This is a genomic window from Streptomyces tremellae (assembly GCF_039540215.1).
GTDB lineage: Bacteria > Actinomycetota > Actinomycetes > Streptomycetales > Streptomycetaceae > Streptomyces > Streptomyces tremellae.
The window spans coordinates 37,872-63,656 of the sequence record NZ_BAABEP010000016.1 but is presented as its reverse complement, the minus strand read 5'-3'; the positions used below and the strand labels follow the sequence as shown (position 1 = coordinate 63,656).

Below are 25,785 nucleotides of genomic sequence, written 5' to 3'. Positions count from 1 at the left end.
GGGAAGCGCGGGAAGCGCGGGAAGCGCGGGAAGCGCGGGAAGCGCGGGAAGCGCGGGAAGCGCGGAAGGCCCACACATGACGCGCGCGGCCCAGGCAGCCCCTTCGGCCTCCGTCGCCCCCAGCGGCCTCAGCGGCCTCAGCGGCCTCAGCGGCCCAAGCGGCCTCAGTCGCCCGCGGGCTGCTGCCCCTCACCGGTCAGGCGGGTGAAGGCGGCGAGATTGCGGGTGGACTCGCCGCGCGCGACCCGCCACGCGTACTCCTTGCGGATGGCTTCGGCGAACCCCAGCTCCAGCAGGGTGTTGAAGGAGCCGTCGGCCTCTTCGAGCACCGCGCCGAGCAGCCGGTCGAGCTCGTCCTCGGTGACCGCGGCGAGCGGCACCTTGGCCGTCAGGTAGACGTCGCCGAGCCGGTCGATCGCGTAACTCACCCCGTACAGGCGGAGGTTGCGCTCCAGCAGCCAGCGGTGGAAGCGCTCGGCGTTCTCGTCGGGGTGGCGCACGACGAACGCGTTGAGTGAGAGCGCGTGCGCGCCGACGCGCAGCGAGCAGGTGGTGGAGAGCTTCCGGGTGCCGGGCAGGGTCACCACGTACGCGCCGGGCTCGGGCGACTCCCAGGTCACGCCCGTCCTTGCGTGGCCCGCCGCGTCCCGGTCCCCCGCGGACTCCGCGTCCGCCGCGGCCAGCGCGTCGAGTGCCTCCTCGACGACGCGGGCCGCGTCCTGTGCCGTGATCCTCCGCCGCGCCTCACCCATGCGGCGAGCGTACGCGACGCCTGTGGTCGTGCACGGCGGCCTGGTAGACCTCCGCCGTGGCGGCGGCCGCCGCGTCCCAGCCGAAGCCCCGCGCGTGCCGCGCGGCCTCCTCGCCCATGCGCTCCACCAGTTCGGGGCTGTCGAGGAAGCGCCGCAGCGCGTCCGCGTACGCGGCGGGCTCGTGGCCCCGCACGAGCAGCCCCGTACGGCCGCCGCGCACCGCCACCGGCAGGCCGCCCACCTCGGCGGCGACGACCGGCGTGCCCGCGGCCTGCGCCTCGATGGCGACCAGGCCGAAGGACTCGCTGTACGACGGCATCACCAGCACGGACGCGGCGCGGAACCAGTCCGCGAGCCGGTCCTGGCCGACCGGCGGCACGAACCGCACCAGGTCGGCGATGCCGAGGCGCGCCGCGAGCTTCTGCAGCTTCTCCGGCTTCGCGAGGCCGCTGCCGCTGGGGCCGCCCACCACGGGCACCACCATCCGGCCGCGCAGCGACGGATCCCGGTCGACCAGCAGGCCCACCGCGCGCAGCAGCACGTCGGGCGCCTTCAGCGGCTGGATGCGGCCCGCGAACAGCGGCACGAAGGCGTCGGCGGGAAGCCCCACCCGGGCGCGCGCGGCGGCCCTGCCGTCGGCGGGGCGGAAACGTTCGAGATTGACGCCCGGGTGCACCACGGCGGTGCGCGCGGGGTCCGCGTCGTAGAAGCGGACCAGCTCGGCCGCCTCCTCGTCGGTGTTGGCGATCAGCCGGTCGGCGGCGCGCACCACCTGGGTCTCGCCGATGACCCGGGCCGCGGGCTCGGGGGTGTCGCCCTCGGCGAGCGCGGCGTTCTTGACCTTGGCCATGGTGTGCATGGCGTGCACCAGCGGCACGCCCCAGCGCTCCGCGGCCAGCCAGCCGACGTGCCCTGACAGCCAGTAGTGGGAGTGGACCAGGTCGTAGTGGCCGGGCCGGTGGCCCGCCCACGCCTGCATGACGCCGTGCGTGAAGGCGCAGAGCTGGGCGGGCAGGTCCTCCTTGGCGAGACCCTCGTACGGGCCCGCGTCGACATGGCGCACGAGGACCCCTGGCGCCAGCTCGACGGTCGGCGGGAGGCCGCCGGTGGTGGCGCGGGTGAAGATCTCCACCTCGATGTCGATGTCGGCGAGGCGCCTGGCCAGCTCCACGATGTAGACGTTCATCCCGCCCGCGTCGCCCGTCCCCGGCTGGTGCAGCGGAGAGGTGTGGACGCTGAGCATGGCGACGCGGCGCGGCCTGCGCCGCTGCCCGGGAAACCTGAGCCTGGCGGGCGTGCCCGTGATCCTGGACACGTACTGGCTCACGTCGACGATCCTCTCGGTCGGTTCAGCTGCCCTGGTCGCGGGCGGCGCGGCCAGGAGGCGGGCACGAACCTGCCTCCGAACGCCAGAACACCGGAGCGGAAGCATCCATTTCCGCTTTGCCGAAACATTGCGTTTCGTTACGGGCACGTGTCGCCGCGGTGTGCGAGCCGCGTGCGGGCCCGGCACGGCGTGGCCCGAGACGGGGGCGGCCCGGCCCGCACGGGGACGGCCCGGCACGGCGTGGCCCGGCACGGAGACGGCTCCCCGGCGCGGAGACGGCCCGCCCCGCACGGGGACGACCCGGCACGGCGTGGCCCGGGACGGGGACGGCCCGGCCCCGCACAGAGATGGCCCGGCGCCGGGTTGGCTACGCTCGCGGTATGCCGCCGCGCCCGCTCCCCCGTCCGCTCGGGACCGTGACGCGCGGCACGACCCACCGCAACCGGCTGCGCCGCCAGGACCGCTGGATCGCCGCGGCTCTGGGCGGGGCGCTCCGCGCCGCCGACGACCCGGCCGTCGTCGACCTCGGCTACGGCGCGGCGCCCTGGACGGCCGTCGAACTGCTCGCCCGGCTTCGCGCCGTCGCGCCGCGCACCGAGGTCACCGGCGTCGAGATCGACCCGGCGCGGGTCGCGGCCGCCCTCCCCTTCGAGCGCCCTGGACTGCGCTTCCTGCACGGCGGGTTCGAGGTGCCGCTGCCCGGTGGGCGGCGCCCCCTGCTGATCAGGGCGGCGAACGTGCTGCGCCAGTACGCCGAGGACGAGGTGCCGGCGGCCTGGGCCCGGCTCACCTCGCGGCTCGCGCCCGGCGGGCTGCTCGTCGAGGGCACCTGCGACGAGATCGGCCGCCGCCACGTGTGGGTCGCGCTCGGGCCCGAGGGCCCCCGCACCGTCACCTTCGCGGCCCGGCTCGGCGGGCTCGGGCGCCCCTCCGACCTGGCGGAGCGACTGCCGAAGGCCCTCATCCACCGCAACGTGCCGGGCGAGCCGGTCCACGCCTTCCTGCGGGACTTCGACCGCGCGTGGGCGTCGGCCGCCGCGTACGCACCGCTCGGCGCGCGGCAGCGCTGGAGCGCCGCCGTACGCGAACTCGCCGCGGACTGGCCCCTGGTGGGTGGCGGGCGGCGCGGCAGGCCGGGCGAGGTCACGGTCGGCTGGGCGGCGCTCGCACCGCGCGGTCGCTGACCGGACGGCCGCACGCCCCCGTGCACGGGCCCTGAGGGCATTGCGCGCACGGGGGCGCCCGGGTGAGGATTCGGTACGCCCCACGGCCGGACGCCGCACCGGGCCCCGGCGCCTTCCGGGGCCTCGGCACCCCGGGCCGCGCGGGCGCTGGGGCCGTGAGCACTGGGGGGAACGGGTGAGTCGTCGACGCCGCTTCGCCGCGATCGCGCTGGTGTGCGCGCTCGGATTGTCCGTGTCGCCCGGCTGGGGCACGCACCGCGCGTACGCGGCGCCGGCCGGCCCCTCGCTGCCGCCGCAGGACTACGGCCCGCCGGTCGCCCCGCCGCCGGTCGAACTCCCGCCGGGCACGGGCGACTCCGCCAATCCGGGCGGTACGGGCGGGGGTTCGGGCGACGACTCCATCGGCTCGGGCGCCGCGGACGCCTCGCTCGACGCGGTACGGCTGCGCATCGACAGCCTGTACCGGCAGGCGGGCTCCGCCACCGACGCCTACAACCTGGCCACCGAGCGCGCCGCCGAGCAGAAGGCCCAACTGGCCGCCACCGCACGGGCACTCGTCGACGGGCAGGAGCGCATCGCCGCGCTGAGGCAGCAGGCGGGCGCCACCGCGCGCGCCCAGTACCGCGGCGGCGGACTCCCGCCGAGCGCCGGGCTCGCCCTCGCCGACGACCCGCAGGCGATGCTCGAAGGGCTGGCCCGCGCCAAGGACGAACAGCACGCGGCGAACGGCCTGTTGCACGAGCTCACCACCACGCAGGACGACCTCACCGGCTACGCGCGCAACGCCGGCACCAACTGGCACAAGCTCAGGGAGAACCAGCGGACCACCGCGAAGGCCAAGAAGGAGATCACCGCGAAGATCTCCGACGCGCGCGATCTCGAAGCCGGCCTCAGGGCCGCGGAGAAGGCCCGTCTGCGGACCCTGGAGCAGGACGCCGTCGCCACCGCCCAGACCGCCTGGCTCAACACCCGGGCGCCCAGCGACATGAACCGCGCCCCGAGCGCGGCGGGCGCCAGGGCGCTCGCCTTCGCGACCGCGCAGATCGGCAAGCCGTACGTGTGGGGCGCCGCGGGCCCCGACACGTACGACTGCTCGGGGCTCACCTCCCGGGCGTGGGCCGCCGCGGGCACCCCCGTACCGCGCACGTCGCAGGAGCAGTGGCGGCTGCTGCCGCACGTGCCGCTCGCCGACCTCAGGCCCGGCGACCTGATCGTCTACTACGCGGACGCCAGCCATGTGGCGGTGTACGCGGGCGGCGGCAAGATCGTGCAGGCGCCGCGCCCGGGCCGCGACGTGACGCTGTCCGAGGCGGGCGCGATGCCGGTGCTCGGGGCCGTACGGCCGGACGGCGGCGGTGTGACACCGGGCACGTGACGCGGCCCACCCACCGGGGCCCGCCCCACGTGATGTTCGTCATGGCCGCCTCCTGGGCGGCGGGGCGCCGGGCGGCGCGCCCACCGCGCGGGGACCAGCGGGGAAGCGCCGCGTCGGCTCCGCATATGACAGAGGCCGCTGCCGCCACGCCATTCCGTACGGGCCCCGCGTACCGCTAAGGTCCCGGTCGGTGAGGCGTCGATCGTCGCCGCACCGCGCCCTCGGGGGGAGGGAAGGAAGGCCAGACCGATGCCCGTACCCGTACCGCGGCAGCGCACGGGCTCCGAGGTGGAGCAGACCGCGGCCGCGGCGGACACCGCCGACGGCACCCGCACCTCGGACCCGGCGCGCAGCGGACACACCGAGACCGCAGAGACCACCGAGACCGAGAACGTCAGCAGGGGGGATCGCTCCGACGTCCCCGAAGGGGCTGAAGACCCCGACAACCCCGGCGGCACCGACAGGACCGACAGCACCGACAGCGCCGACAGCACCGCGGAGACGGAACACACCGCGGGGGCCGAGCAGCACACCACGGAACACACCGGACGCGCAGGTCACACGCACGGGGGCGCCGACGGGCACACGCACGGCCACACCAGCGGCCCACACAGCGGCCCCGGCCGCGGCCCCGACGGCGCCGCCCCCGCGCCCAGTGCGCGGCCGACCACGCGCCACCTCACGCTGCTGGTGATCGAGGACGACCCCGCGGGGCCGTTCAGCGTGCCCGAGCTGCCCGAGGGCGGCGGCACCCGCGTCCGTATCCGCACCGCGCGCAACCTCACCGAGGCGGCCCGGCTGCTCACGGACGACATCGACTGCCTCCTCGTCGACCTGGCGCTGCCCGGCTGCGAGGGGGAAGGACCGCTCGGCGCGCTCCACCGCGTGCTGCGGCTCGCGCCCGGCCACGCCGTCCTCGCGCTCGCCGCCGAGGGCGACGCGGAGCGCGCCGCGGCCGCCGTGCGCGCGGGCGCACAGGACTACCTCTCGCGCGACGAGCTCGACGGGCGGCTGCTGAGCCGCGCCATCCGCTACGCCGTCGAGCGCAAGCGCGCGGACCGCGCGCAGCGCCAGCTCACCGAGTCGCGGCTGCACGCCCAGGAGAACGCCAGGCTGGAGCGCGGGCTGCTGCCGACCCCGCTGCTCGCAGGTTCCGAGCTGCGCTTCGCGTCCCGCTACCGCCCCGGCCGGTCCAGGGCCCTGCTCGGCGGAGACTTCTACGACACGGTCCGCACGCCGGACGGCACGGTCCACGCGATGATCGGCGACGTCTGCGGGCACGGCCCCGACGAGGCGGCGCTCGGCGTGGAGCTGCGGATCGCGTGGCGCGCGCTCACCCTCGCGGGGATCTGCGGCGACGAGGTCCTCGCGACGATGCAGCAGGTGCTCGAACACGAGCGGGAGAGCGAGGAGATCTTCGCGACCCTGTGCACGGTCGACATCGACCCGGACGGCCGCGCCGCGCAGGTGCGGCTCGCGGGCCACCCCGCGCCGCTGATCGCCCGGGGCGGCGAGCCGGCGCGGCTGCTGTCGTACGAGTGCGGCGGGCCCGCGCTGGGACTGCTGCCCGGCGGCCGGTGGCCGAGCAGGCGCGTCGAACTCGGCGACGCCTGGAATCTGATGATCTACACGGATGGGCTGATCGAGGGCCGCGAGGCTCCTGGTGCGAGCCGGCGCCTCGGCGAGGACGCCATGGCCGCGATGGTCAACGAGCAACTGGCCGCGGGGCTGTGCTGCGACGAGCTGATCGAGGCCGCGCTCGCGCGGGTGGAGGAGCTGAACGGCGGGGAGCTGACCGACGATGTCGCGGTGCTGCTGCTCGGCCGCGGCGCGCACACGCCCGCGCTGCCGGCCCTCGCGGAGCCGACAGCGCGGTGAGCGCGCGGTAAGCGGGCAGCGGGCGCCTCGCGCGGCCCCGCACGGCACGAGCCGAAGCGGCCCAGCCGAAGCGGCCCCTGCACGGGTCGGCGCCGCACGCGGCCGTGCGGGCCCGCACGGGCCGAAGCGGCCCCCTACCGGCCGACGCCGCATGCTCCCGTACGAGCCGGCGCCGCCTACTCCCGTACGGCACGGCGCCGCACGCCCTCGCGCGGGTCCGAACGGTCAGCGACGCCCGTTGTACGGTCCGTAAGGGCCGTCGCTCGACCCGCCGCCCCCGCCGCGCCGCCAGCCCCGGCCCCGGCCCCGGCCGAAGACCCCGCCGCCGCTGACCGCGCGGACCGCGGGCCGCACATCGACCATGAAGACGATCGTGCCGACGAGGCCCGCGATCTGGAACATCGTCGAGAGCGGGAGCGGGAAGCCGGCGATCGGCAGCACGTTCACCGCGACGACGGCGGCGAGGATGGCGACCCAGAACTTCTTCGTCTTCTTGTCCGTGGCGCGGTAGGCGTCCTCACGGGTGGTCGCGGCGATCACCAGCGCGACGATGCCGAACACCAGCAGGAACACGCTGATCAGAAAGAGGACGAAGCCGAACCCTGTGAGCAACATGCTGTGCACCGCCTGAGAAGAAGATGGGTGGTGTGCCGCTGCCACCGTACGCGAACACCCCGACAACGGGCCGCGCCAGGAAACAATGCCCGAAACGCCGCGGCGCCGCCCTGCCGCGGGCGGCGCCGGGCCCTGCGGCTACTTCCCCTCGCCGGCCGGCGGCGTCTTCCGCGCGCCCGCCGCCTTGCGGGGCGCGGCCTTGCGTGGGGTGGCCTTGCGGGGCGCCGCCTTGCGGGCAGCGCCGGCGGGCGGCGCGGCCGCCTCGGCCGGGTCCGTGGCGACCGGGGTCTGCGCGGCGGACGCCGGCGCCTTGGCCTTGGCCGCGGGGGCGTCCGGCTCGACGGCGACCGCGATGTCGGTGAGGTCCTCGGCGGTCTCGCCGCGCCAGCCGCGCACGCTCTGCTCGCCGCGCTCGGCGACGCGCACATAGGTCTCGCGCGCCTTCACCGCGTACTCCAGGGCGGCCCCGACGCCGCGCAGCGCCAGGCTCTGCGCGGTCTCACCCAGCTTGCGCGGGTCGCGGTCGAGCGAGCCGAACAGCTCGGTCACCCTGGTCTGTACGCGCTCCTGCGCCTCGCGGGCGCGCTCGGCCGCCTGCTCCTGCACGGCGCGCGGGTCGACCTTGCGCACCGCCTCGAACCGCTCGGGCGCCTTCTTGACCTGCTCCCTGACCTGCTCGGCGACCAGGTCTGCGGTTCCGGCGGCGAAGTAGAGCGGGGTCGGGTCGGTCAGGGTCTTACGCAGGTCATCGGTGATGGCCATGTCGGTCAACCTCCGGGATCGGTTGAGGGTGGGAGGGTCGTACGACAGCACCGCGGGCCGCGCGACGCCCGGTCAGGGCGCGTCGGCCCCCGCGCCGTTCTCCTTGCGGAACGACTCGTAGATCTGCAACAGGGCCTGCTTCTGCCGCTCGTTGATCGAGGTGTCGGCGAGGATGGCGGCGCGCGTCTCCACGCTCTCCCGCTCCCGCTCGTCCAACATCCCGGCCTGCACGTACAGCGTCTCCGCGGAGATGCGCAGCGCCTTGGCGAGCTGCTGGAGGATCTCCGCGCTCGGCTTGCGCAGCCCGCGCTCGATCTGGCTCAGATACGGATTGGACACCCCGGCGGCATCGGCGAGCTGCCGCAGCGAGAGCTGCGCGCTGCGCCGCTGCTCCCGCAGGTACTCCCCGACATTGCCGACGTTGAGTGCTGCCATGCCTCCACCCTGCACCCGCCCGCTAACTTTTGCAAGCGTCCCCGCTTGCAGCAGCACGCGCACGGGGTCGTCCCGGCCCGCTGGATGCGCCCGCCCCGGGCGGCGAGAATCCTCGGCATGGGCGCGGGCGAGTGGTTCTTCACCGGAGACATCGGCGGGTTCGTCGAGCGGGTCGGGGGGTTTCTGCGGTCGCGGGCCGCGCTGCACAACACGCCGCTCACGGCGCTGGAGAAGCTGCGGGCCCGCGGGGACGGCGCGGGGACGCTTTTCGGGTGGCTGGAGGCGGACGGCGAGGTGCGGGGCGTCTGCTACCGGCCGCCCCGGCACCTGCGGCTCACGGTCACGCCGCTGGGCGTGCGGGAGGCGGACGGGCTGGCCGGGCGGTTGGCCGGGGACGGGGTGCCGCTCGGCGGTGTGACCGCGGACCACGGGACGGCCACCGCGTTCGCCGGGGCCTGGGAGCGGCACACGGGCGCGGCTGCGGCGCCGTTCTGGCGGGGGCGGCTGCACCGGCTGGGGACGCTCACGCTGCCGGGGCCGCCTCCTGCCGGGCAGGGGCGGCGCGCGGGCGCCGGGGACCACGAGCACGTGGTGGGCTGGTGCGACGAGTTCCTCGCAGACGTGGGAGAGGCGCCGGCCGCGTCCTGGGCCGTTTCGCGGTTCGCGGACAAGGAGTTCACGTTCTGGGAGACGCCGGACGGCACGCCCGTGTCGATGGCGGGCTCGACGCGGATGGTCGGCGGCATGGTCCGGGTGGACCCCGTCCACACCCCGGCCCGCCTGCGTGGCCGGGGGTACGCGGGCGCGGTGACGGTCGAGGTGAGCAGGGCCGCGCTGGCCGCCGGCGCGCGGGATGTCGTGCTGTTCACCGACCCGGCGAACCGTACGAGCAACGCCCTCTACCGGCGCGTCGGGTACGTCCCGCTCGCCGAGTTCACCGGGTTCGCCTTCGCCGGCGGTGCGCTACAGGCGCGTTGAGCCGGGGCGCGCGGGTCAGTCCGCCGTCGCGGCCCGCGTGTAGACGCCGGCGCGGGCCGCGGCGAGCACCGCTGCCACCGCGCGGTCGGCCGCGCGGTCGTCCAGGGGCTCGCCGCTGATCAGGGCGCGGTGGTAGAGGGGCGCGGAGACGGCCCGTACGACCTCGTGCGGGTCGGTGCCCTCGGGCACCTCGCCCCTGCGGACGGCGAGACGCACGCACTCCGCCCACTCCTCGACGCGGGTCCCGTAGAAGCGGCGCAGCGCACGCGCGGTGCGGGGGTCGCCGGTGGAGGCGGCGATCACGGCGCGGAACAGCGGGCCTTGGCGCGGGTCGTTGAGCGTCGCGACCACCCGGCGGGCCTTGGCCCTCAGGTCGCCTTCGAGGGAGCCGGTGTCACCGCGGTGCACGGACTGCTCCGCCATGGAGTCGAGCAGGTCGGCGACGAGCCCGGCCGCGGTCGACCAGCGCCGGTACACGGTCGTCTTGCCGACCTCGGCGCGGCGCGCGATGTCCGTGAGGTCGAGCCGGCCGAAGCCGTGCTCCGCCAGGGCGTCGCACGCGGCGCGCAGCACGGCGGCGCGCACCCGGGCCGTACGGCCGCCGGGTCTGACCGTGCCCGGGTCCTTGACGGCCGGCTGCGCGGACGCGGCACCGCCGCCCCCGGCCTCACCGACGGCCGTCATCGCGAACCTCCCGTTCCATCTGCATCCTTCCGCCGGTGGCGCTGACCGGCCCTGGCGGGCACAGGCGCCCGGCGGGCGCGGCCACGCGGGCGGGGCGCCTGTCCCGTCCGGCGCGGGCGGCCGTCCCCGGGAGGCATGATCGTACCGGGGGCCTCCCCTGGCCCCGGTGGACGCGCGGCGTCACCCGAAACACGGCCGCTCGCACGTCTGTTGCAGGGCCGCGCCGCCGACGGACGTCGAGGGCTGCCGTGCCGGGAGAGGTACGGCGCGCCTCAGGGCCTGCGCCTGTGGTGCTTCTTGTCGTCCTCGGGGCCGCGGCCCGCCGGTGGCTTCCTGCCGTCGAGCTCGTCCCACCACTCGTCGGACTTCGGGTCGCCCGACGTCTCGTCCCACCAGCGGTCACCGCGCCCGCGCCCGTTGCCCGCCATGGCGGCGACGGGCGGGATCACCATCGCCACCACGCACATCGCGACCGCGGCCGGGACCGACCACAGCCGCACGAACGCCCACGCGGAGATGAAGAGGACCAGGCATCCGCACATGAGCGCGAAGTAACGACGACGCCGTCGCGTGTACATACCTTCAGCGTACGACCGGCCCGAGGAGCCCGGCCAGCGCTGGCCCGGGGCCCGGGAACACAGCGGCGCGGGGCCCGCTCCCCCCGAGGGAACGGGCCCCGCGCCGACGTGCTGCGCGCGCTCAGACCGCGATCGCGACCTCCGCGAGGCCGCCGGTCTGCGCGACGACCGTGCGGTCGGCCGTCGCACCCGGGACCAGGGCGCGCACCGTCCACGTGCCCTCGGCCGCGTAGAAGCGGAACTGCCCGGTCGCCGAGGTCGGCACCTCCGCGGTGAACTCGCCCGTGGAGTCCAGCAGGCGCACGTAACCGGTGACGGGCTCGCCGTCGCGGGTCACCTGGCCCTGGATCGTGGTCTCACCGGGCTTGATCGTCGAGGCGTCGGGGCCGCCGGCCTTCGCTCCACACATGCTTCTTCGTCCTCCGGGTAGGGCGGTCGCGGTCGGGTGCGACGCGCGGTCTGGTGCGGGGCGCCCCGGCAGGGCGCCCCGCAGGCGCGTACGGGTTACTTCGCCGCGCCGAGCTCGATCGGAACGCCGATGAGCGAGCCGTACTCGGTCCACGAGCCGTCGTAGTTCTTGACGTTCTGGACGCCCAGCAGCTCGTGCAGGACGAACCAGGTCAGCGCGGAGCGCTCGCCGATGCGGCAGTAGGCGATGGTGTCCTTCGACAGGTCGACCTGCTCGTCGGTGTAGAGCTGCTTGAGCTCCTCGTCCGACTTGAAGGTGCCGTCGTCGTTGGCGTTCTTCGACCACGGGATGTTGCGGGCGGACGGGACGTGTCCCGGGCGCTGCGACTGCTCCTGCGGCAGGTGCGCGGGGGCGAGCAGCTTGCCGCTGAACTCGTCGGGCGACCGCACGTCGACGAGGTTCTGGCTGTTGATCGCGGCGACGACCTCGTCGCGGAACGCGCGGATCGAGGTGTCCTGCGGCTTGGCCTTGTAGTTCGTGGCGGGGCGCTGCGGCACCTCCTCGACCAGCTCGCGGGCGTCGAGCTCCCACTTCTTGCGGCCGCCGTCGAGCAGCTTGACGCTGTCGTGGCCGTACAGCTTGAAGTACCAGTACGCGTAGGACGCGAACCAGTTGTTGTTGCCGCCGTACAGGACGACGGTGTCGTCGTTGGCGATGCCCTTGGCGGACAGGAGCTTCTCGAAGCCCTCCTGGTCGATGAAGTCGCGGCGCACCGGGTCCTGGAGGTCCTGCTTCCAGTCGATCCGGACGGCGTTCTTGATGTGGTTCTTGTCGTACGCCGAGGTGTCCTCGTCGACCTCTACGACGACAACCTTCGGATCGTCGAGGTGCGACTCGACCCAGTCGGCGTCGACCAGGACGTCGGTGCGGCTCATGCTGTTTCCCTCCGGGGCAGTGTTCGGCGAGGTGATGGTGGGGGCTTGCCTCCCGGCTCCTCCTGCTCCCCGCGCCGCCTTGGGCAGCGCGGAAGGGCGGGTGCGAGACGCGGGCCGCCCTGGCAGCAGGGCGGGGGTTCGGTACGCGGCCGCAGGTCACGGGCGCGGGGCGGTCACGGCCGCCCCGGCGTTCCTCAGCGTGCGGGTACCGGCTGAGCGTCGCGACAGAGCATGGTGGCAACGCGGCACAGGTCTACTGCCCGCCGCTTTGTGAGATCCACTCGCAGATCCACCCGTCGCTCCATGGTCCCGATCGTAGGGACGCGCACACGCCCATGTCACCGGCGTGTCGCATGCTGAGACGAGAATGTCCGCGATGCGGTACAGGAGGGCGGTGCGGGGCGCACGGGGCACCGGGGCGGGGCCGGTGCGGGGTCGTGCGCCGGCGCGGGGCGCGCGAGCGGACAGGTCGTCTCATTATCCGGCCGGGCCGCCCCGGGGCCGGGCCGGCGGGACCGCCGGCCCCCGCGACCGGGCGCCCCGGCGCTGGCCCTGGGCGCCGCGCGGTCCCGGGCTCAGCCCTCCAGGGCGACGTTCGTGCCGGTGCCGGAGAAGCGGAGGCCGTCCTCGGAGACGGTGACCTTGTCCAGCGTCACCGTGGACGGCAGGCCGTCCAGCTTCAGCTTCGCGTTGATCAGCGACTTGATCTGGTCGGCGAGGCCGGGCACCGGCAGGCCCGAGATGTCGTCGAAGTCGAGCCGGACCGTGGCGCCGTCCGCCATGGTCACCTTGGCGTACGTGGTCAGGGTCCGGTCCCCCAGCACCTGCGCGACCAGGCCCGAAGGGTCGGGGATGTGCAGGGCATCCAGCAGGTCCTTCGCCCTGGCGACCACCTTGACCTGGCCCTTCGCGGCGCGCTCCGGGCCCGCGTAGGAGACGGTCGCGCCCTGCGGGACCGCGGCGGCGAGGTCCCCGTACGACAGGCGCGCCGAACCGTCGGCCGTGCCGGCCGTCGCGGACGAGAAGCTGCTGTCGATCCGCACGTCCCTCAGGACGGCCTTGACATCCGTGACCCGCACGTCGTGGCCGTTGGCGGAGGCGGTGAGGCTGCCGAGGCCGACGTCGACCTCGTCGAGCGACTTCCCCGCCACCTGGGTCAGGAAGGGGAAGCCCTTCACCGAGACGCTCGGCCTGGTGTCGAGGTGCTGGCTCGACTGGATGCGGTCGGCGACCTTGCCCTCCGCGTAGTGCAGCGCGAGCCGGTCCGCGGCCACGAACAGACCGCAGACGACCACGACGAAGATCAGCAGTATCCGCAGTGCGCGCATCTCTCGGTGTCCCCCCAAGTCGTCGGCCGCGCCCCTGTCGGCGCGGCCGTGCTCCCCGTATGCCGTGTCTCTCGTGCTTCGCGTTCTGTGTTCCCCGGTTTCCCCGGTTTCCCCGGGCCCCGGGCTCCCCGGTTTCCCCGGTTTCCCCGTGTTCCCCGGGCTCCCCCGTGTTCCCAGGGTTCCCCCGCGTTCCCCGTGGTGACGGCGACCCTAGGCCATCGGTCCACCCGGCGGCGGCCCGAGGGGCCGCGCGCGGTCAGCCGAGCACCCGTCCCAGGAGGTAGACGGCGGGCGCCGCGGCGGTCAGCGGGAGTGCCACGCCCGCGGTCATGTGGACGAACCTGGACGGGTAGTCGTAGCTCGCGGCCCGCAGGCCGATCAGCGCGCACACCCCGGCGGCGAGGCCGAGCAGCGCGCCCTTCCCGCCGAGGTCCGTGACGGCCCCCATGAGCAGTCCCGCGCCCGCCGCGACCACGAGCGAGGCGACGACCGAGGCGGGCCCCGGCAGCGGCAGTGCCCTGACCACGGTGGCCGCGGCCACCGCGACCGCACCGACGACCACGGCGTGCGGCGCCGCCCCGAGGTGCCCGGTCGCGACGATCGAGAGCGCCGCCGAGACGACGGTCGCGAGCAGGCCGGTGAGGCGGGTGTCCGGGTCGGCGTGGCTGCGCAGCTGGAGCACGACGGTGAGCAGCACCCACACGCCGAGGGTGCCGATGATCGCGGCGGGCGCGTCGCCCCTGCCGAGCGCGAGCACGGCGGCGTCGGCGACAAGGCCGCCGAGGAAGGCGAGCGCGATGCCCTGGCGGGCCGGCCACATGCCGTTGAGCCGGAACCAGCCGGCCGCCGTGACCGCCTGGAGCACCACCACGGGCACGAGCAGCGCGTACGGGCCGAGCGCGGCGCCGCCCGCGAGCAGCAGCCCGAGCGCGGCGGTGAGCCCCGCGGGCTGGATGCCCGGCGGGATGATCGGCGACCTGCCCTCGGCGCGGGCGCGCTGGGCGTCGGTGACGCGGGCGTTGCCGAGGGTGGTGGGGGCGCCGTAGCCGTCGGTCCCGCCGCCCGCGGGCGGCGGAGTCCGCGGCGCGCCCGCGGGCGCGCCGGTTCCCGGATACGGGTGCCCGGCGTGGGCGGGTCCCGCCTGCCCGGGACCCGCGTGGGCGGGGACCGGGGGCAGGACCTCCGTGGGTGCCGCGTACGGCCCCTGGCCGGTGGCCGCCGGCGGCTGCTGCGCCGGTGCGGGCACCTCGGGCGGCAGCGGGTACGCGCCGGAGGGCTGCGCGGGGGCGCCGGGGCCCGGCGCGGCCGGCAGCGCGGTCTCCTCGGCCGCGGAGGGCGGCCCGCCCGCGCCGGGGCGGTACCCGCCGTACGGCGCGGCGGCGGAGCCGTAGGGCGGCTGCTGCTGCGGGTACGCCCGGCCCTGCTCAGGACCGTACGGCTGTCCTGCCTGGTCCTGGGTCTGTCCGTACGGCTGCCGCGCCCGGCCCTGTCCCCGTCCGTACGGCTGCTCCGGCCGCGGCTGCCCGGGAGCACCCGGGTACTGCGGCTGCCCGGGGCCGTACGGCCCCTGCGGCTGCGCGGAGGCTCCCGGCCACGGGACGGCGGGCTGGGTGGCGGTGTCCCAGGTCTGGCCCTGCCAGGTCTGGGTGGTGGTTTCTCTGTCCTCGGCGTCCTCGGCGTACCGGGCGTACGCGGCGTACTGGGCGTCCTGGGCGTCCTGGCCGTCGCGGCCGTTACGGGCAGGGGTCTGTTCGTACCGTCTCGCCCCGTAGCGGCCGTCCCCCTGCCCGTACGCGGGGCCCCGGGCGTCACCCGGGTGTCCGGGTCCTGCCGCGCGCGGGTCGTACCCGCCGTGGCCCTCGTACCCGTGGCGGGGGTCCTGCTGATCGCTGCTCATGCTGTGTGCTTCACCCTCCTGCGAACGGCGGGAGCACCTCGACCGTGCCGCCCTCGGCAAGCCGTACGGTCTCATGCCCGCGGGTCCCGACGGCGAGGCCGTCGACGAGGAACGAGCACCGCGCGAGGACGCGCTCAAGTTCACCCGGGTGTTTCGCCCGCGCGCCCGCCAGCGCGTCGGCCAGGGTGTCCGCCACGTACGGCTCCTCGGCGACCCCCGCGGCCGCCTTCGCCGCGGCCCAGTAGCGGATCGTGCCCGCCGCCATCGCGGTACCTCCCTCTCGGCCTCCGTCGGCCGGCCGTCGGCCTCCATGATGGCCGACGCGGCGGGGTGCTCGGTCACGTGTGCCCTTCCGGCGCCCCTCCGGTGCGGGACGCGGGCACAGGGGACGCATCCGCCGCCCAGGCCGCGATCCGGGTGAGCAGGGGGTCGCCCGCCGCGTTCTCGGCGTGCCCCATGCCGGGCTCGATCCACAGCTCGGCCGTGCCCTCGGCGGCGGCCGACGCCAGCATCCGGGGGTGGTCGAGCGGGAAGTACGGGTCGCGGTCTCCGTGCACGACGAGCAGCGGCGCGGGCGCGACCAGCGGCACGGCGGCGACCGGCGGCAGCGGTACGGGGTCCCAGTCGTGCTGGTAGATGCGGGTGTGCAGGCCGAAGCGGCCCACCGCCCTGCCGAGGCGCCGGGTGACGATCCAGTGCAGGCGGCGCATCGGGGCCGTGCCCCGGTAGTACCAGCGCGCCGGGCTGCTCACGCAGACCACGGCGTCCGGCCTCGCGTCGGGCGCGTCCCGGTAGAGGGCGGCGTGGCGTACGACGACGGAGCCGCCCATCGAGAAGCCGACGGTCACCACGCGCCGGTGCCCGAGCGACCTGGCCCAGCGCACCGCGGCCGCCAGGTCGAGCACCTCGCGGTCGCCGACCGTGGAGCGGCCACCGGAGGCGCCGTGCCCGCGGAAGGAGAACGTGACGACGGCCGCGCCGCGGGCGAAGACCCCGGCGGCCCTGCGCACGGCGGGGCGGTCGACACTGCCGGTGAAGCCGTGGGCGACGACGACGGCGGTGCGGTGCGCGGAATCGGCGACACGTGGGTGAGCGCCGCCGTCCACACGGCTGTCACCTGCGACATCCGCCGTACACGGCGCGTACATCGCCTCGATCCTGACGCCGTCCTCCGTGCCGAGGACGGCCCGCACGGCGCCCGGCGGACCGCCCGATGCGGATGATCTGCGGTATCGCCCTCCTGACATGGCACACATGTGGGCTATTCTGCTGGGGAAGAGGACCCGGCGATGCAGCCACCGGGTCCTTTTGCGTTTTCTGCTTGGTGTTACAAGCAGATGAACGGATGGAACAACGTCACCCATGCGGTACGGACGGCGCTCCCCGGCCCCGCCCGCACCGCACGGCATTGCCCCCACCGCAGGGACCGAGGAGGAACCGACGTCATGGGCAAGCAATCACCGGACCATCACCCCACTTCCCGCCACAGCCGCGGCAGGCCCCGCCACGACAGGCCCGGGAGCACCACGGGCCCCGCGCGGCCCGCGTGCTCCGCGTGTACGACCGGGGCAGGCGAGGCCCGATGAGCTCCCTCCTCCTGCTCACCAACGCCCTCCAGCCCTCCGCCGAGGTGCTGCCCGCGCTCGGCCTGCTCCTGCACAGCGTGCGGGTGGCGCCGGCCGAGGGGCCCGCGCTCGTGGACACCCCCGGCGCGGACGCGATCCTCGTCGACGGCCGCCGCGACCTGCCGCAGGTCCGCTCGCTGTGCCAGCTGCTGCGCTCCACGGGCCCCGGCTGCCCGCTGCTCCTCGTGGTCACCGAGGGCGGCCTCGCCGCGGTCTCCGCCGACTGGGGCGTGGACGACGTACTGCTCGACACGGCGGGCCCCGCCGAGGTCGAGGCGCGCCTCCGGCTCGCCACCGGACGCCGGGAGATCACCTCCGACGACGGCCCCGCCGAGATCCGCAACGGCGACCTGTCGGTCGACGAGGCCACCTACAGCGCCAAGCTGAAGGGCCGGGTGCTCGACCTGACCTTCAAGGAGTTCGAGCTGCTGAAGTACCTGGCGCAGCACCCCGGCCGGGTCTTCACCCGCGCCCAGCTCCTCCAGGAGGTCTGGGGCTACGACTACTTCGGCGGCACCCGCACCGTCGACGTCCACGTACGCCGCCTGCGGGCGAAGCTCGGCCCCGAGCACGAGTCGCTGATCGGCACGGTGCGCAACGTCGGCTACCGCTTCGTGTCCCCCGAGAAGCCGGAGTCGAGCGACCAGATGGCCATGGCCTAGGGCCCTCGCCAGGATCGGGTGGACCGGGGCGGATCCGGGAGCGGGGCCCGGTGCCCGGGGCCCGGGGCCGGAGGCTGGAGGAGGTGCCGGGGCACACGAGCCCGGCATGATCCAGACGAAAGGCCCCGGCCGCGCCCCCGGGCCGCCACGGCCATCCGGTACGCCTGAGGGCGGGCCCCGCGCGGCGGGGCCGCCCTCAGGCGTACCGGAGCGCCCACCAGGTGAGACGGCCGCACGGGGCGGCGTGGGCGCGGTTCCTCCCGCGTAGACTCCGTCCGTGGCCAAGGTGACGCGGGACGATGTGGCACGACTTGCGGGGACGTCGACCGCGGTGGTCAGCTACGTCATCAACAACGGACCCCGGCCGGTCGCCCCGGCCACCCGCGAGCGGGTGCTCGCCGCCATCAAGGAGCTGGGGTACCGGCCCGACCGGGTCGCCCAGGCCATGGCGTCCCGGCGTACGGACCTCATAGGGATGATCGTCCCCGACGCGCGCCAGCCGTTCTTCGGCGAGATGGCGCACGCGGTGGAGCAGGCCGCGGCCGAGCGCGGGAAGATGGTGCTCGTCGGCAACTCCGACTACCGCGGCGAGCGCGAGGTCCACTACCTGCGGGCGTTCCTCGGCATGCGGGTCTCGGGGCTCATCCTCGTGGCCCAGGGTCCGAGCGAGGGCGCGGCGGCCGAGATCGACGCGTGGGACGCCCGCGTCGTGCTGCTGCACGAGCGGCCCGAGTCCATCGACGACGTCGCCGTCGTCACCGACGACGTCGGCGGCGCCCAGCTCGCCACCAGGCACCTGCTGGAGCACGGCCACGCGTACGTCGCCTGCCTGGGCGGCGTGGAGACCACCCCGTCCGTGGGCGACCCGGTCGCGGACCACGTCGAGGGGTGGCGGCGGGCCATGCTGGAGTCCGGCAGGTCCACCGAGGGACGCCTGTTCGAAGCCCCGTACAACCGCTACGACGCCTACGGGCTCGCGCTGGAGCTGCTCTCGGGCCCGAACCGGCCGCCCGCCGTCTTCTGCTCGACGGACGACCAGGCGATCGGGCTGCTGCGCGCGGCGCGCGAACTGCGGATCGACGTGCCGGGCGAGCTCGCGGTCGCCGGCTTCGACGACGTCAAGGAGGCGGCCCTGACGGACCCGCCGCTGACGACCGTCTCCTCCGACCGCCCAGCGATGGCCAGGGCCGCCGTCGACCTGGTGCTCGACGACGGGCTGCGGATCGCCGGGCGCCGCGACGGCGGCACGGGCCGCGTGCGGCAGTTCCCCTCCGCGCTGATCGTCCGCCGCTCCTGCGGCTGCGCGTAACCGGGGCGGGCGCTCAGCCGGCCGTCTGCCCCATCTCCTTGACCTCCTTCTCCACCACCTGGGCCGCCTGCCGCAGCTGCCGGTCGGTGGCGGCGATGGCCTCCCGGTCGAGCAGGGAGTTGAGTGTGTCGCTCACCTTGAGCACCTCCACGCCCATCTCCCGCAGCGCTGCGAGTCCCTCGTCCGTGACCCGCAGCGACAGGGCGCGCTCGCTCTCAGGGTGCGCGCTCCGTTCGACCAGGCCGCGGCTTTCCAGCTGGGTGACCATGCGGGTCATCGTCTGCGGTCTGGCGTAGCAGCGGCGGGCCAGCTGCGCAAGCGTGAGGTGCGGCTGCCGCGCCAGAATGCGCAGCGCCGTGTAGCTCGACAGTGTCATGCCCCACGGCCTCAGCCGCGCGTTGCCGATCCTGGTGACCGCACGCTCCAGCCGGAAGACCGCGTCGATCAGCGAGGACGCCTCGTCCATGTCGGTCGCCCTGCGAGCGTCGAGCGGTTCCACGGGGGGCAGCGGATCAGTCACGTCAGCAGCGTAGCGCCGGGGCCACCAGCACATGCTCACCCCCTTGCCAAAGCGTAAGCATGCTTATATGTTGCCAGCATGCTTACAAGCTCGGACATCGACTCCGCCCGGTTCAGGTCGGTTCTTGGGCACTTCCCCAGTGGCGTCGCCGCGGTCACCTCGCGGGACGCCCGAGGCGGGCCCGTGGGCATGGCCGTCTCGTCCTTCACCTCGGTCTCGCTCGACCCGCCGCTCGTGGCGTTCCTGCCGGCCACGACCTCCTCGACGTTCCCGGTGGTCGCACGGCGTGGCACCTTCTGCGTGAACGTGCTCGCCGCAGACCAGGAGCAGGTCTGCCGTGCGCTCGCGGTCTCCGGCGGCGACAAGTTCGCCCACCTCGACTGGCAGCCGGGGCCGCACGGGGACCCCGTGCTCGACGGCGTGGTCGCCTGGATCGGCTGCACCGTCGAGGCCATCCACGCGGCCGGCGACCACCACATCGTCGTCGGCCGCGTCGACGACCTGGCCGCCGTCCGCACGGCCGACCCTCTTCTCTTCCTGCGCAGCGGCTACCACCACGTCGCGGCGGCCTGATCCGTCCGCCGCCCCGCGAGGCCCGTGCACACCCTGCCCATCCCCCTTTCCGCCTTTCCGCGGAGGCCGGTTCATGACCACACTGCCCCTGCGCGACGCCCGTCTCCTCGTCGAAGCCGCGCTGACCCGTGCAGGCCACACCGCCGAGGAGTCCGCGGTCATCGCCGACCACCTCGTCGACTGCGAGACGCGCGGGCTCGGCTTCGGCGGACTCGCCCGCGCGCTGTCCGTCGTAGAACGCAAACGCGCGGCCGCGGCGCCCCCGCGGTCGATCCGCACGGTCGCCGAGACCCCGGTGTCGGCGACCGTCGACGGCGGCGACCACGTGGGCTACCTCGTCGGCGCCCACGCACTCGAACTCGCCACGGCGAAGGCCCGCGCCCACGGAATGGCCGTCGTCGGCGCACGCAACACCTGGTACACGGGGATGTTCTCCTACTACCTGGAGAGGGCGGCGAGAGCCGGGTTCTTCGGCATGATCGCGGGCAGCGGCCCCGCGATGGTGGCCCCGTTCGGCGGCACCGAGGCCCGCTTCGGCACCAACCCGATCGCCTTCGGCTTCCCCGCCGACCCGTCGCCGGTCATCTGGGACATCGGCACCTCGGCGGTCATGTACGGCGAGGCCGTGCTGAAGGACCGGCTCGGCGAGCGGCTCGTCCCGGGGCAGGCGTACGACGCGGCGGGTGCGCCGACGCTCGACCCGGCGCAGGCGCTGGAGGGCGCCTTCGCCGTCTGGGGCGGCCACAAGGGCTCAGGGCTCGCTCTGGTCGTACAGCTCCTCGGCATGATGAGCGGCGCCGCGGCCGATCCTCCGGGCCTCTCCGACTGCGGGTTCTTCGTCCTGCTGCTCGATCCGGAGCGGTTGACCGACGCGCGGGCGTACGCGCGCCGCGTCACAGAACTCGCCGCCGCGGTGCGTGCGACCAGGCCCGTCGAGGGCGGCGGCGCGGTGCGCGTGCCGTTCGACCGCTCCGCGGCCTGCCGGGAGCGGACTCTGCGGCGGGGCACGATCGAGGTTCCCGGCGCCGTCGTCGCCGCGCTCCGCAGGGAGGCCGGCCACAGCTGAGACCCGAGGCGACCCAGCGCCGGGGCCGCCCGCGGACGCACCCCGCGGGCCGAGCGCCGTCCCATCCCCGCATCCCCGTGTCCGTCGGCACCGACGGGCGCGGCCTCCGGCCCCCGCTCCGCGCACGGAGCGGCTCCCCCGTCCGGCCGGACCGGTCAGCCACCTGCGGCCCGCCCACCCGGGCCGCCCGACAAGAAACGTACGGAGAATCCGATGGTCGACTTCTTCACGGGTTTGCAGCCCCTCCAGGCCGGCGAGACCGAACCGGACCGCATGCTGGAGCGGATCCGCGCACTGGACCGCTCCGAGGCGGTGGACCGCGTCCTCATCGGCTACTCCTCCACCTGGCCGCACAACCACGCGACCGCGCCGTTCGCCTTGGCGGGTTCGGAGCGGTTCTCGCCGATCGTGGCGCACCGGCCGGGCGTGATGCCCCCGGTGGCAGCGGCCCGCTACTTCGCCACCCTCGACGTGCTCGCCCGCGGCCGGCTGGCGATCAACGTCGTCGTGGGCGGCTCCGACAAGGACCTGCGCCGCGAGTCCGACTCCCTGCCGAAGGCGGAGCGCTACCGCCGTGCCACGGAGTACCTCGACGTCGTACGGCGGGCCTGGACCGCGGAGGAGCCGTTCGACCACCACGGCGACTACTACACAGCGGAGGCCGTGAAGCTGCTGACCAAACCGGTGCAGGGGCAGGTGCCCGTGTTCATGGGCGGAGAGAGCGACGACGCGGTCGCCTTCGGCGCCCGGCACGCCGACCTCTACATGCTGTGGGGCGAACCGTTCGCGGGGACGAAACAGCGCATCGACCGGGTGGCCTCGGCCGCCGCGGCCCACGGCCGCGGCCTGCGGTACTCGCTGAGCCTGCGGCTGTTCGTCGGGGACACCGATGAGGACGCCTGGGCGCAGGCCAGGGCTGTGGAGCGGCAGATCGCCGAGTCCTCGGGGCAGTTCCTCCGCTCGTCGGCCACGGACACGTCGGTCGGCAGGCAGCGGGCCCTTGCACTGACCGACAGGGAGCTGCACGACGACTGCTTCTGGACCGGACTGACGAAGCTGCTCGGCGGGTTCGCCAACTCGCAGGCGCTCGTGGGCACCGAGGAGCGGATCCTGGACACACTGGGCCGCTACCGCGACCTCGGGGTCGACGCGTTCCTCGTCACGACGGGCGCCGAGGCCGGGTGGGACCCGGCCCTCGAGGACTTCGTGCGCCGCGCCAAGAGGGAGCTGTCATGACGGAGACGGTCGGCGAGCTGCTCGCCGCGCGCGCCGAGGAACACCCGCACCGCACCGCCTGCGTCTTCGGGGACACCGAACTGACCTACGCGGAGCTCGACTCCCGGGTCACGACCGTGGCGCGCGGCCTGATCGCGCTCGGCGCGGCGCCCGGCGAGTCGGTCGGTATCCTCCTGCCCAACAGGACCGAGTACCTGCTCGCCTGGTTCGGTGCGGCGCGGGCCGGTCTGGTCGAGGTCCCGCTGAACACGGCCTACAAGGGGCAGTTCCTCGCCCACGCGCTCGGCAGCACGGACGTGCGGATCCTGGTCACCGAGGCGGCGCTGCTCGACCTGGTCGCGGAACTCGCCGAACCGCCGGCCGCGCTGCGCACCGTCGTGCTGCTCGACTCCCCGCCGCACCGGGTGCCGCCCGGGGTGCGCGTGGTCGGCTGGGACGCCCTGTTGGCGGGCGCGGATCCGGCGACCGCGCTCCCGCGCGTCGGCGCGGGCGACCCCGTCGCGATCATGCTGACGTCCGGAACGACCGGGCGCAGCAAGGGTGTCGTCTATCCGAACCGTATGCAGGTGGTGGCCGCCACGGAGTGCGCGGCCCAGATGGGCACCGCCCAGGACGAGCGGCTCTACACCTGCCTGCCGCTGTTCCACGGCGCCGCGCAGGTCAACCTGTCCCTGCACGCGCTCGCCGCGGGCGCCACCCTGGTGCTCGGCCGCAGGTTCAGCGCGGGCGCGTTCTGGGACGAGGTGCGCGCGCACCGGGTCACCCAGTTCCACGCGCTCGGCTCGATCCTGCCGATGCTGCTCGCCCGGCCACCGTCCGCGCGCGACCGGGACCACCGGGCGCGCAAGGCGTTCGCCGCGCCCGCGCCCGCGCAGATACTGCACCCCTTCGAGGAGCGCTTCGGCGTACGTCTCGTCGAGGGCTACGGACTGACCGAGATCAAGAACGTGCTGTACAACCCGCTGGACGCGCGGAAGGTCGGCTCGCTCGGCCTGCCCACCCGGTCCTCCGAGGTGGAGGTGCACGACGCGGACGGCAGGCCCGCCGCGGCCGGGCAGCCCGGGGAGATCGTGTACCGGCCCCGCGAGCCGTACGTCATGTTCTCCGGGTACCACCGCAGCCCCGAGGCGACCCTGGAGACGGTCCGTGACCTGTGGTGGCACACCGGGGACCTCGGCTACCGGGACGACGACGGCTACTTCTACTTCCTCGACCGCAAGAAGGACGCGCTCCGCCGCCGCGGCGAGAACATCTCGTCCCACGAGGTCGAGTCGGTGCTGCTCGACTACCCGGGGGTGGTCGCGGCCGCCGCCGTCGCCACACCGTCCGACCTGGGCGAGGACGAGGTGCTCGCGGTCGTCCAGCCGGAGGCGGGACACGACCTGGACCTGCGCGACCTGTTCGCGCACTGCGACCGTTCGATGCCCCGCTTCATGGTGCCGCGCTACTACCGCGTGGTGGACGAGCTGCCCGCGACCCCGACAGGCAAGGTGCGCAAGCACGACCTCCGCGGCCACGGCAGGTCGGGGGCGTGGGACGCGCAGGCCGCGGGGTACGAACCGACGAGGAACATCTGAGGCCGCCATGCGTATCCGTGAGATCGGTCCCCGGCTGGCCTTCCAGAACCATGCGGTACCGACAGGGGTGAAGGTCGAGCTGGTGGGGCGCCTGCTCGACGCGGGTGTCCGAGCGTTCGAACTCTCCTCGTTCGTGCGGCCCGATCTGGTACCCGGTCTCGCCGACGCGGAGGAGGTGTTCGCCGCGGTGCGTGAGGCACCGGACGTGCGCCTCGACTGCTGTGTCGGCAACATGCGCGGACTGGCTCGCGCCATCGAGGCCGGGGCGGACTCCGCGGCCTTTCTGCTCTCCGCGGACGAGGAGTTCGCCCACGCCAACATCGGCCGTTCCACAGCGGACTCGCTGGCCGAACTCGAACGGCTGGCCGCGCTCGCGGCAGGCAGCGGCACCGTGCTCGGCACTTACATCATCTTCGCGTGGGGCGGCCCGACCGGGCCCGCGCGCACCGGCGCGGACCTGCGTCCGCTGGCCCGCCGACTGCAGGACATCGGGGTCGACCACTGGATCCTGGCCGACTCTGCGGGGTACGCGGCCCCGCCGCAGATCCGTGAACTCGTCGGCGCGGCCTCCGCGTTCGTGCCGCCGGAGAACCTCACCGTGCAGATTCACGACGACCGCGGCATGGGACTCGCCGCGCTGCTCCCGCTGATCGAGGCGGAAGTCGGCACCGTCGACACCTCGCTGGCGGGCGGCGGCGGGCACCCGGCGCTGCCCGGCCGTCGCGGCGGCGGTCTGTGCACCGAGGACGCTGTGCAGCTCCTCGAACTGTCCGGCGTGGACACGGGCGTCGACCTCTCGCGGCTCGTCGATACGGCGAACTGGCTCACCACCGAGGTCGGCGTCGCCGGCAGGGGCTTCGTCAGGCATACGGGCCGCGTACCTGACGGCCCCGGCGCGCCCCTCGACTTCTCCTGGGGCACCCGGGGCTCCCACTAAAGTGAAACAGCACTTCAGTACGATGGGTGCGACGCCCAGGCTGCGGGCGCCCCGGAGACGCGCCGCGCGCCCGCCGGCAGGACGAGGAAGAGGAGTCTTCGATGGCAGTGTTCATCGTGCGTCTGCAGCACCCGGACGAGGAGGGCTGGAAGCGCTGGGTCAAGCCCCACGTGGAGTGGATCGAACAGCAGGTCGCGTCGGGCGTCGTCGTCGCGTCGGGCCCGTCGGTCGGCACGTCCGTGCGACAGGGGTGGCTCGTGATGGCCGCGAACTCGCAGAGCGAGCTGCGCTCCGTGCTGGAGACCGACCCGTTCTGGCGCCACGGCATCGTCGAGGGCCTGCTGATCGTCGAGTGGGACCCGGTCTTCGGCAGGCTCGACGGGTTCTCCTCCTCGCCAGGCGGGTTGACGGCGGAGGACCTGACCTCGTGACCAGGGGAATCCGCACCGTCAGTGATCGTCCGCGCAGCCGCCGCGCGCACGCGCTGGTCATCGAGGCGACCGCGCACATCCTGGCGACCGAGGGCTTCCGAGCGGTCGCCGTCGACCGGATCGCCCGCGAGTCCGGGGTCAGCACCGCCACGATCTACAAGCACTGGCCGTCGAAGACGGCGATCGCCGCAGAGGCGTTCGGCACCCTCGCGGCGCGCGCCGTCGAGGCCCCGCGGTCCGGGGACCCGGTCGAGGACCTCGTCGAGACTGCTGTCGCCACCATCACGTTCTACGCCCGTGAAGGAGCCGGGGCCGCGTTCCGTGAACTGCTGGCCGGCTGCGCGCTCGAACCGGAGGGCGCGGCGTACTTCCGCGCGTACTTCCTCCAGCCGCGACGCGACGAACTCGCGCCCCTCTGGCGCAGGGCCGCAGCCGCCGGACAGGTCAGGGACGACCTCGACCCGGACGAGGCGATGGACGTCCTGTTCGGGCCCGCGGCCTTCGTGCTCCTGACGCGCGCAGCGCCGGTCGGCGCCGACGAGGTGCGCCGCCTCGTCATCCGGACGCTGCGCGGCCTCGGCGCCTGAGGAGCCGTTGCTCGCCGGGCGTCGCGGGGTTCCGGGTGCTCCGTGCGGCGACCGCGGGGGCTTCCTTATATCGGGCATACGGACTTCTGTCGGGCTTCTCACAGCGCCCTCATAGTCTTTTCATG

At 74.6% G+C, this 25,785-nt stretch carries 27 protein-coding genes and 1 pseudogene; 13 read left to right on the top strand and 15 right to left on the bottom strand.

Annotation, left to right across the window (positions count from 1 at the left end):
- Positions 1-164: 164 nt before the first annotated feature.
- Positions 165-752 carry a type III secretion system chaperone family protein gene (locus ABEA77_RS14230; protein WP_345646295.1) on the bottom strand — a complete coding sequence of 196 codons (588 nt, stop codon included), beginning with the start codon at positions 750-752 and terminating at the stop codon, positions 165-167.
- A complete protein-coding gene (mshA, locus tag ABEA77_RS14225) occupies positions 745-2,079 on the bottom strand; it encodes a D-inositol-3-phosphate glycosyltransferase (RefSeq protein WP_345646292.1) in 1,335 nt (444 codons plus the stop codon). The genes ABEA77_RS14230 and mshA overlap by 8 nt, the downstream gene beginning before the upstream one ends.
- A 380-nt stretch (positions 2,080-2,459) precedes the next feature.
- On the opposite strand from mshA, the gene ABEA77_RS14220 reads away from it, so the two are divergent.
- From ABEA77_RS14220 to ABEA77_RS14210, 3 genes are all read left to right on the top strand, one after another.
- Positions 2,460-3,263: a class I SAM-dependent methyltransferase gene (locus ABEA77_RS14220; protein WP_345646289.1), complete on the top strand. Its 804-nt coding sequence runs from the start codon at positions 2,460-2,462 to the stop codon at positions 3,261-3,263.
- Positions 3,264-3,438: 175 nt separating this feature from the next.
- On the top strand, positions 3,439-4,638 hold the full coding sequence (locus ABEA77_RS14215) for a C40 family peptidase (protein WP_345646286.1): 1,200 nt from the start codon (positions 3,439-3,441) through the stop codon (positions 4,636-4,638).
- 249 nt (positions 4,639-4,887) lie between these two features.
- Positions 4,888-6,516 carry a PP2C family protein-serine/threonine phosphatase gene (locus ABEA77_RS14210; protein ID WP_345646284.1) on the top strand — a complete coding sequence of 543 codons (1,629 nt, stop codon included), beginning with the start codon at positions 4,888-4,890 and terminating at the stop codon, positions 6,514-6,516.
- Between the two features lie 225 nt (positions 6,517-6,741).
- On the opposite strand, the gene ABEA77_RS14205 is transcribed toward ABEA77_RS14210, so the two are convergent.
- The 3 genes from ABEA77_RS14205 to ABEA77_RS14195 form a co-directional block, all read right to left on the bottom strand.
- Positions 6,742-7,131: a DUF2516 family protein gene (locus ABEA77_RS14205; protein WP_345646282.1), complete on the bottom strand. Its 390-nt coding sequence runs from the start codon at positions 7,129-7,131 to the stop codon at positions 6,742-6,744.
- 138 nt (positions 7,132-7,269) lie between these two features.
- Entirely contained in the window at positions 7,270-7,893 is a 624-nt protein-coding gene (locus tag ABEA77_RS14200; protein WP_345646279.1) for a hypothetical protein, read from the bottom strand.
- Between the two features lie 72 nt (positions 7,894-7,965).
- Positions 7,966-8,328, bottom strand: a complete 363-nt coding sequence (locus ABEA77_RS14195) for a helix-turn-helix domain-containing protein (RefSeq protein WP_345646276.1) — start codon at positions 8,326-8,328, stop codon at positions 7,966-7,968.
- 117 nt (positions 8,329-8,445) lie between these two features.
- Between ABEA77_RS14195 and ABEA77_RS14190 the strand changes: the two genes are divergently transcribed.
- Complete coding sequence (locus tag ABEA77_RS14190) at positions 8,446-9,306, top strand: GNAT family N-acetyltransferase (protein ID WP_345646433.1); 861 nt, start codon at positions 8,446-8,448, stop codon at positions 9,304-9,306.
- Between the two features lie 15 nt (positions 9,307-9,321).
- Here the strand turns inward: ABEA77_RS14190 and ABEA77_RS14185 are convergent, their stop codons facing one another.
- The 9 genes from ABEA77_RS14185 to ABEA77_RS14150 all read right to left on the bottom strand — a co-directional run bounded on the left by ABEA77_RS14185 (position 9,322) and on the right by ABEA77_RS14150 (position 16,393).
- Positions 9,322-9,990 carry a TetR/AcrR family transcriptional regulator gene (locus tag ABEA77_RS14185; protein ID WP_345646273.1) on the bottom strand — a complete coding sequence of 223 codons (669 nt, stop codon included), beginning with the start codon at positions 9,988-9,990 and terminating at the stop codon, positions 9,322-9,324.
- Between the two features lie 272 nt (positions 9,991-10,262).
- Entirely contained in the window at positions 10,263-10,568 is a 306-nt protein-coding gene (locus tag ABEA77_RS14180) for a DUF3099 domain-containing protein (RefSeq protein ID WP_345646270.1), read from the bottom strand.
- Positions 10,569-10,689: 121 nt separating this feature from the next.
- Positions 10,690-10,977 carry a DUF1416 domain-containing protein gene (locus ABEA77_RS14175; RefSeq protein ID WP_266770873.1) on the bottom strand — a complete coding sequence of 96 codons (288 nt, stop codon included), beginning with the start codon at positions 10,975-10,977 and terminating at the stop codon, positions 10,690-10,692.
- A 95-nt stretch (positions 10,978-11,072) separates the two neighbouring features.
- Positions 11,073-11,912: a sulfurtransferase gene (locus tag ABEA77_RS14170; protein WP_345646262.1), complete on the bottom strand. Its 840-nt coding sequence runs from the start codon at positions 11,910-11,912 to the stop codon at positions 11,073-11,075.
- Positions 11,913-12,106: 194 nt separating this feature from the next.
- Entirely contained in the window at positions 12,107-12,217 is a 111-nt protein-coding gene (locus ABEA77_RS33975; RefSeq protein WP_366746903.1) for a putative leader peptide, read from the bottom strand.
- Positions 12,218-12,487: 270 nt separating this feature from the next.
- Positions 12,488-13,240, bottom strand: a complete 753-nt coding sequence (locus ABEA77_RS14165) for an LmeA family phospholipid-binding protein (protein WP_345646259.1) — start codon at positions 13,238-13,240, stop codon at positions 12,488-12,490.
- Positions 13,241-13,496: 256 nt separating this feature from the next.
- Positions 13,497-15,137 carry a hypothetical protein gene (locus ABEA77_RS14160; protein WP_345646257.1) on the bottom strand — a complete coding sequence of 547 codons (1,641 nt, stop codon included), beginning with the start codon at positions 15,135-15,137 and terminating at the stop codon, positions 13,497-13,499.
- A 10-nt stretch (positions 15,138-15,147) separates the two neighbouring features.
- Positions 15,148-15,402: a MoaD/ThiS family protein gene (locus tag ABEA77_RS14155; RefSeq protein WP_345646254.1), complete on the bottom strand. Its 255-nt coding sequence runs from the start codon at positions 15,400-15,402 to the stop codon at positions 15,148-15,150.
- 73 nt (positions 15,403-15,475) lie between these two features.
- Entirely contained in the window at positions 15,476-16,393 is a 918-nt protein-coding gene (locus tag ABEA77_RS14150; RefSeq protein ID WP_345646251.1) for an alpha/beta hydrolase, read from the bottom strand.
- A 326-nt stretch (positions 16,394-16,719) separates the two neighbouring features.
- Here ABEA77_RS14150 and ABEA77_RS14145 point away from each other — a divergent pair.
- Positions 16,720-17,409, top strand: a pseudogene (locus tag ABEA77_RS14145) (winged helix-turn-helix transcriptional regulator); the annotation flags it as partial.
- A 292-nt stretch (positions 17,410-17,701) separates the two neighbouring features.
- Positions 17,702-18,733, top strand: a complete 1,032-nt coding sequence (locus tag ABEA77_RS14140; protein WP_345646248.1) for a LacI family DNA-binding transcriptional regulator — start codon at positions 17,702-17,704, stop codon at positions 18,731-18,733.
- Between the two features lie 13 nt (positions 18,734-18,746).
- On the opposite strand, the gene ABEA77_RS14135 is transcribed toward ABEA77_RS14140, so the two are convergent.
- Positions 18,747-19,253: a MarR family winged helix-turn-helix transcriptional regulator gene (locus ABEA77_RS14135; protein WP_345646245.1), complete on the bottom strand. Its 507-nt coding sequence runs from the start codon at positions 19,251-19,253 to the stop codon at positions 18,747-18,749.
- 78 nt (positions 19,254-19,331) lie between these two features.
- Between ABEA77_RS14135 and ABEA77_RS14130 the strand changes: the two genes are divergently transcribed.
- From ABEA77_RS14130 to ABEA77_RS14100, 7 genes are all read left to right on the top strand, one after another.
- The gene (locus ABEA77_RS14130; protein WP_345646243.1) at positions 19,332-19,826 is read left to right on the top strand and encodes a flavin reductase family protein; all 495 of its coding nucleotides are present in this window, start codon (positions 19,332-19,334) and stop codon (positions 19,824-19,826) included.
- A 73-nt stretch (positions 19,827-19,899) separates the two neighbouring features.
- Positions 19,900-20,892, top strand: coding sequence for an Ldh family oxidoreductase (locus tag ABEA77_RS14125; RefSeq protein ID WP_345646240.1), 993 nt, complete (start codon positions 19,900-19,902; stop codon positions 20,890-20,892).
- Positions 20,893-21,105: 213 nt separating this feature from the next.
- Entirely contained in the window at positions 21,106-22,128 is a 1,023-nt protein-coding gene (locus tag ABEA77_RS14120; RefSeq protein ID WP_345646238.1) for an LLM class flavin-dependent oxidoreductase, read from the top strand.
- The gene (locus ABEA77_RS14115) at positions 22,125-23,705 is read left to right on the top strand and encodes an AMP-binding protein (RefSeq protein WP_345646235.1); all 1,581 of its coding nucleotides are present in this window, start codon (positions 22,125-22,127) and stop codon (positions 23,703-23,705) included. The genes ABEA77_RS14120 and ABEA77_RS14115 overlap by 4 nt, the downstream gene beginning before the upstream one ends.
- Positions 23,706-23,712: 7 nt before the next feature.
- On the top strand, positions 23,713-24,642 hold the full coding sequence (locus ABEA77_RS14110) for a beta/alpha barrel domain-containing protein (protein WP_345646232.1): 930 nt from the start codon (positions 23,713-23,715) through the stop codon (positions 24,640-24,642).
- Between the two features lie 101 nt (positions 24,643-24,743).
- Positions 24,744-25,073, top strand: a complete 330-nt coding sequence (locus ABEA77_RS14105; protein ID WP_345646230.1) for a YciI family protein — start codon at positions 24,744-24,746, stop codon at positions 25,071-25,073.
- Positions 25,070-25,660: a TetR/AcrR family transcriptional regulator gene (locus tag ABEA77_RS14100; protein ID WP_345646227.1), complete on the top strand. Its 591-nt coding sequence runs from the start codon at positions 25,070-25,072 to the stop codon at positions 25,658-25,660. The genes ABEA77_RS14105 and ABEA77_RS14100 overlap by 4 nt, the downstream gene beginning before the upstream one ends.
- Positions 25,661-25,785 lie beyond the last annotated feature (125 nt).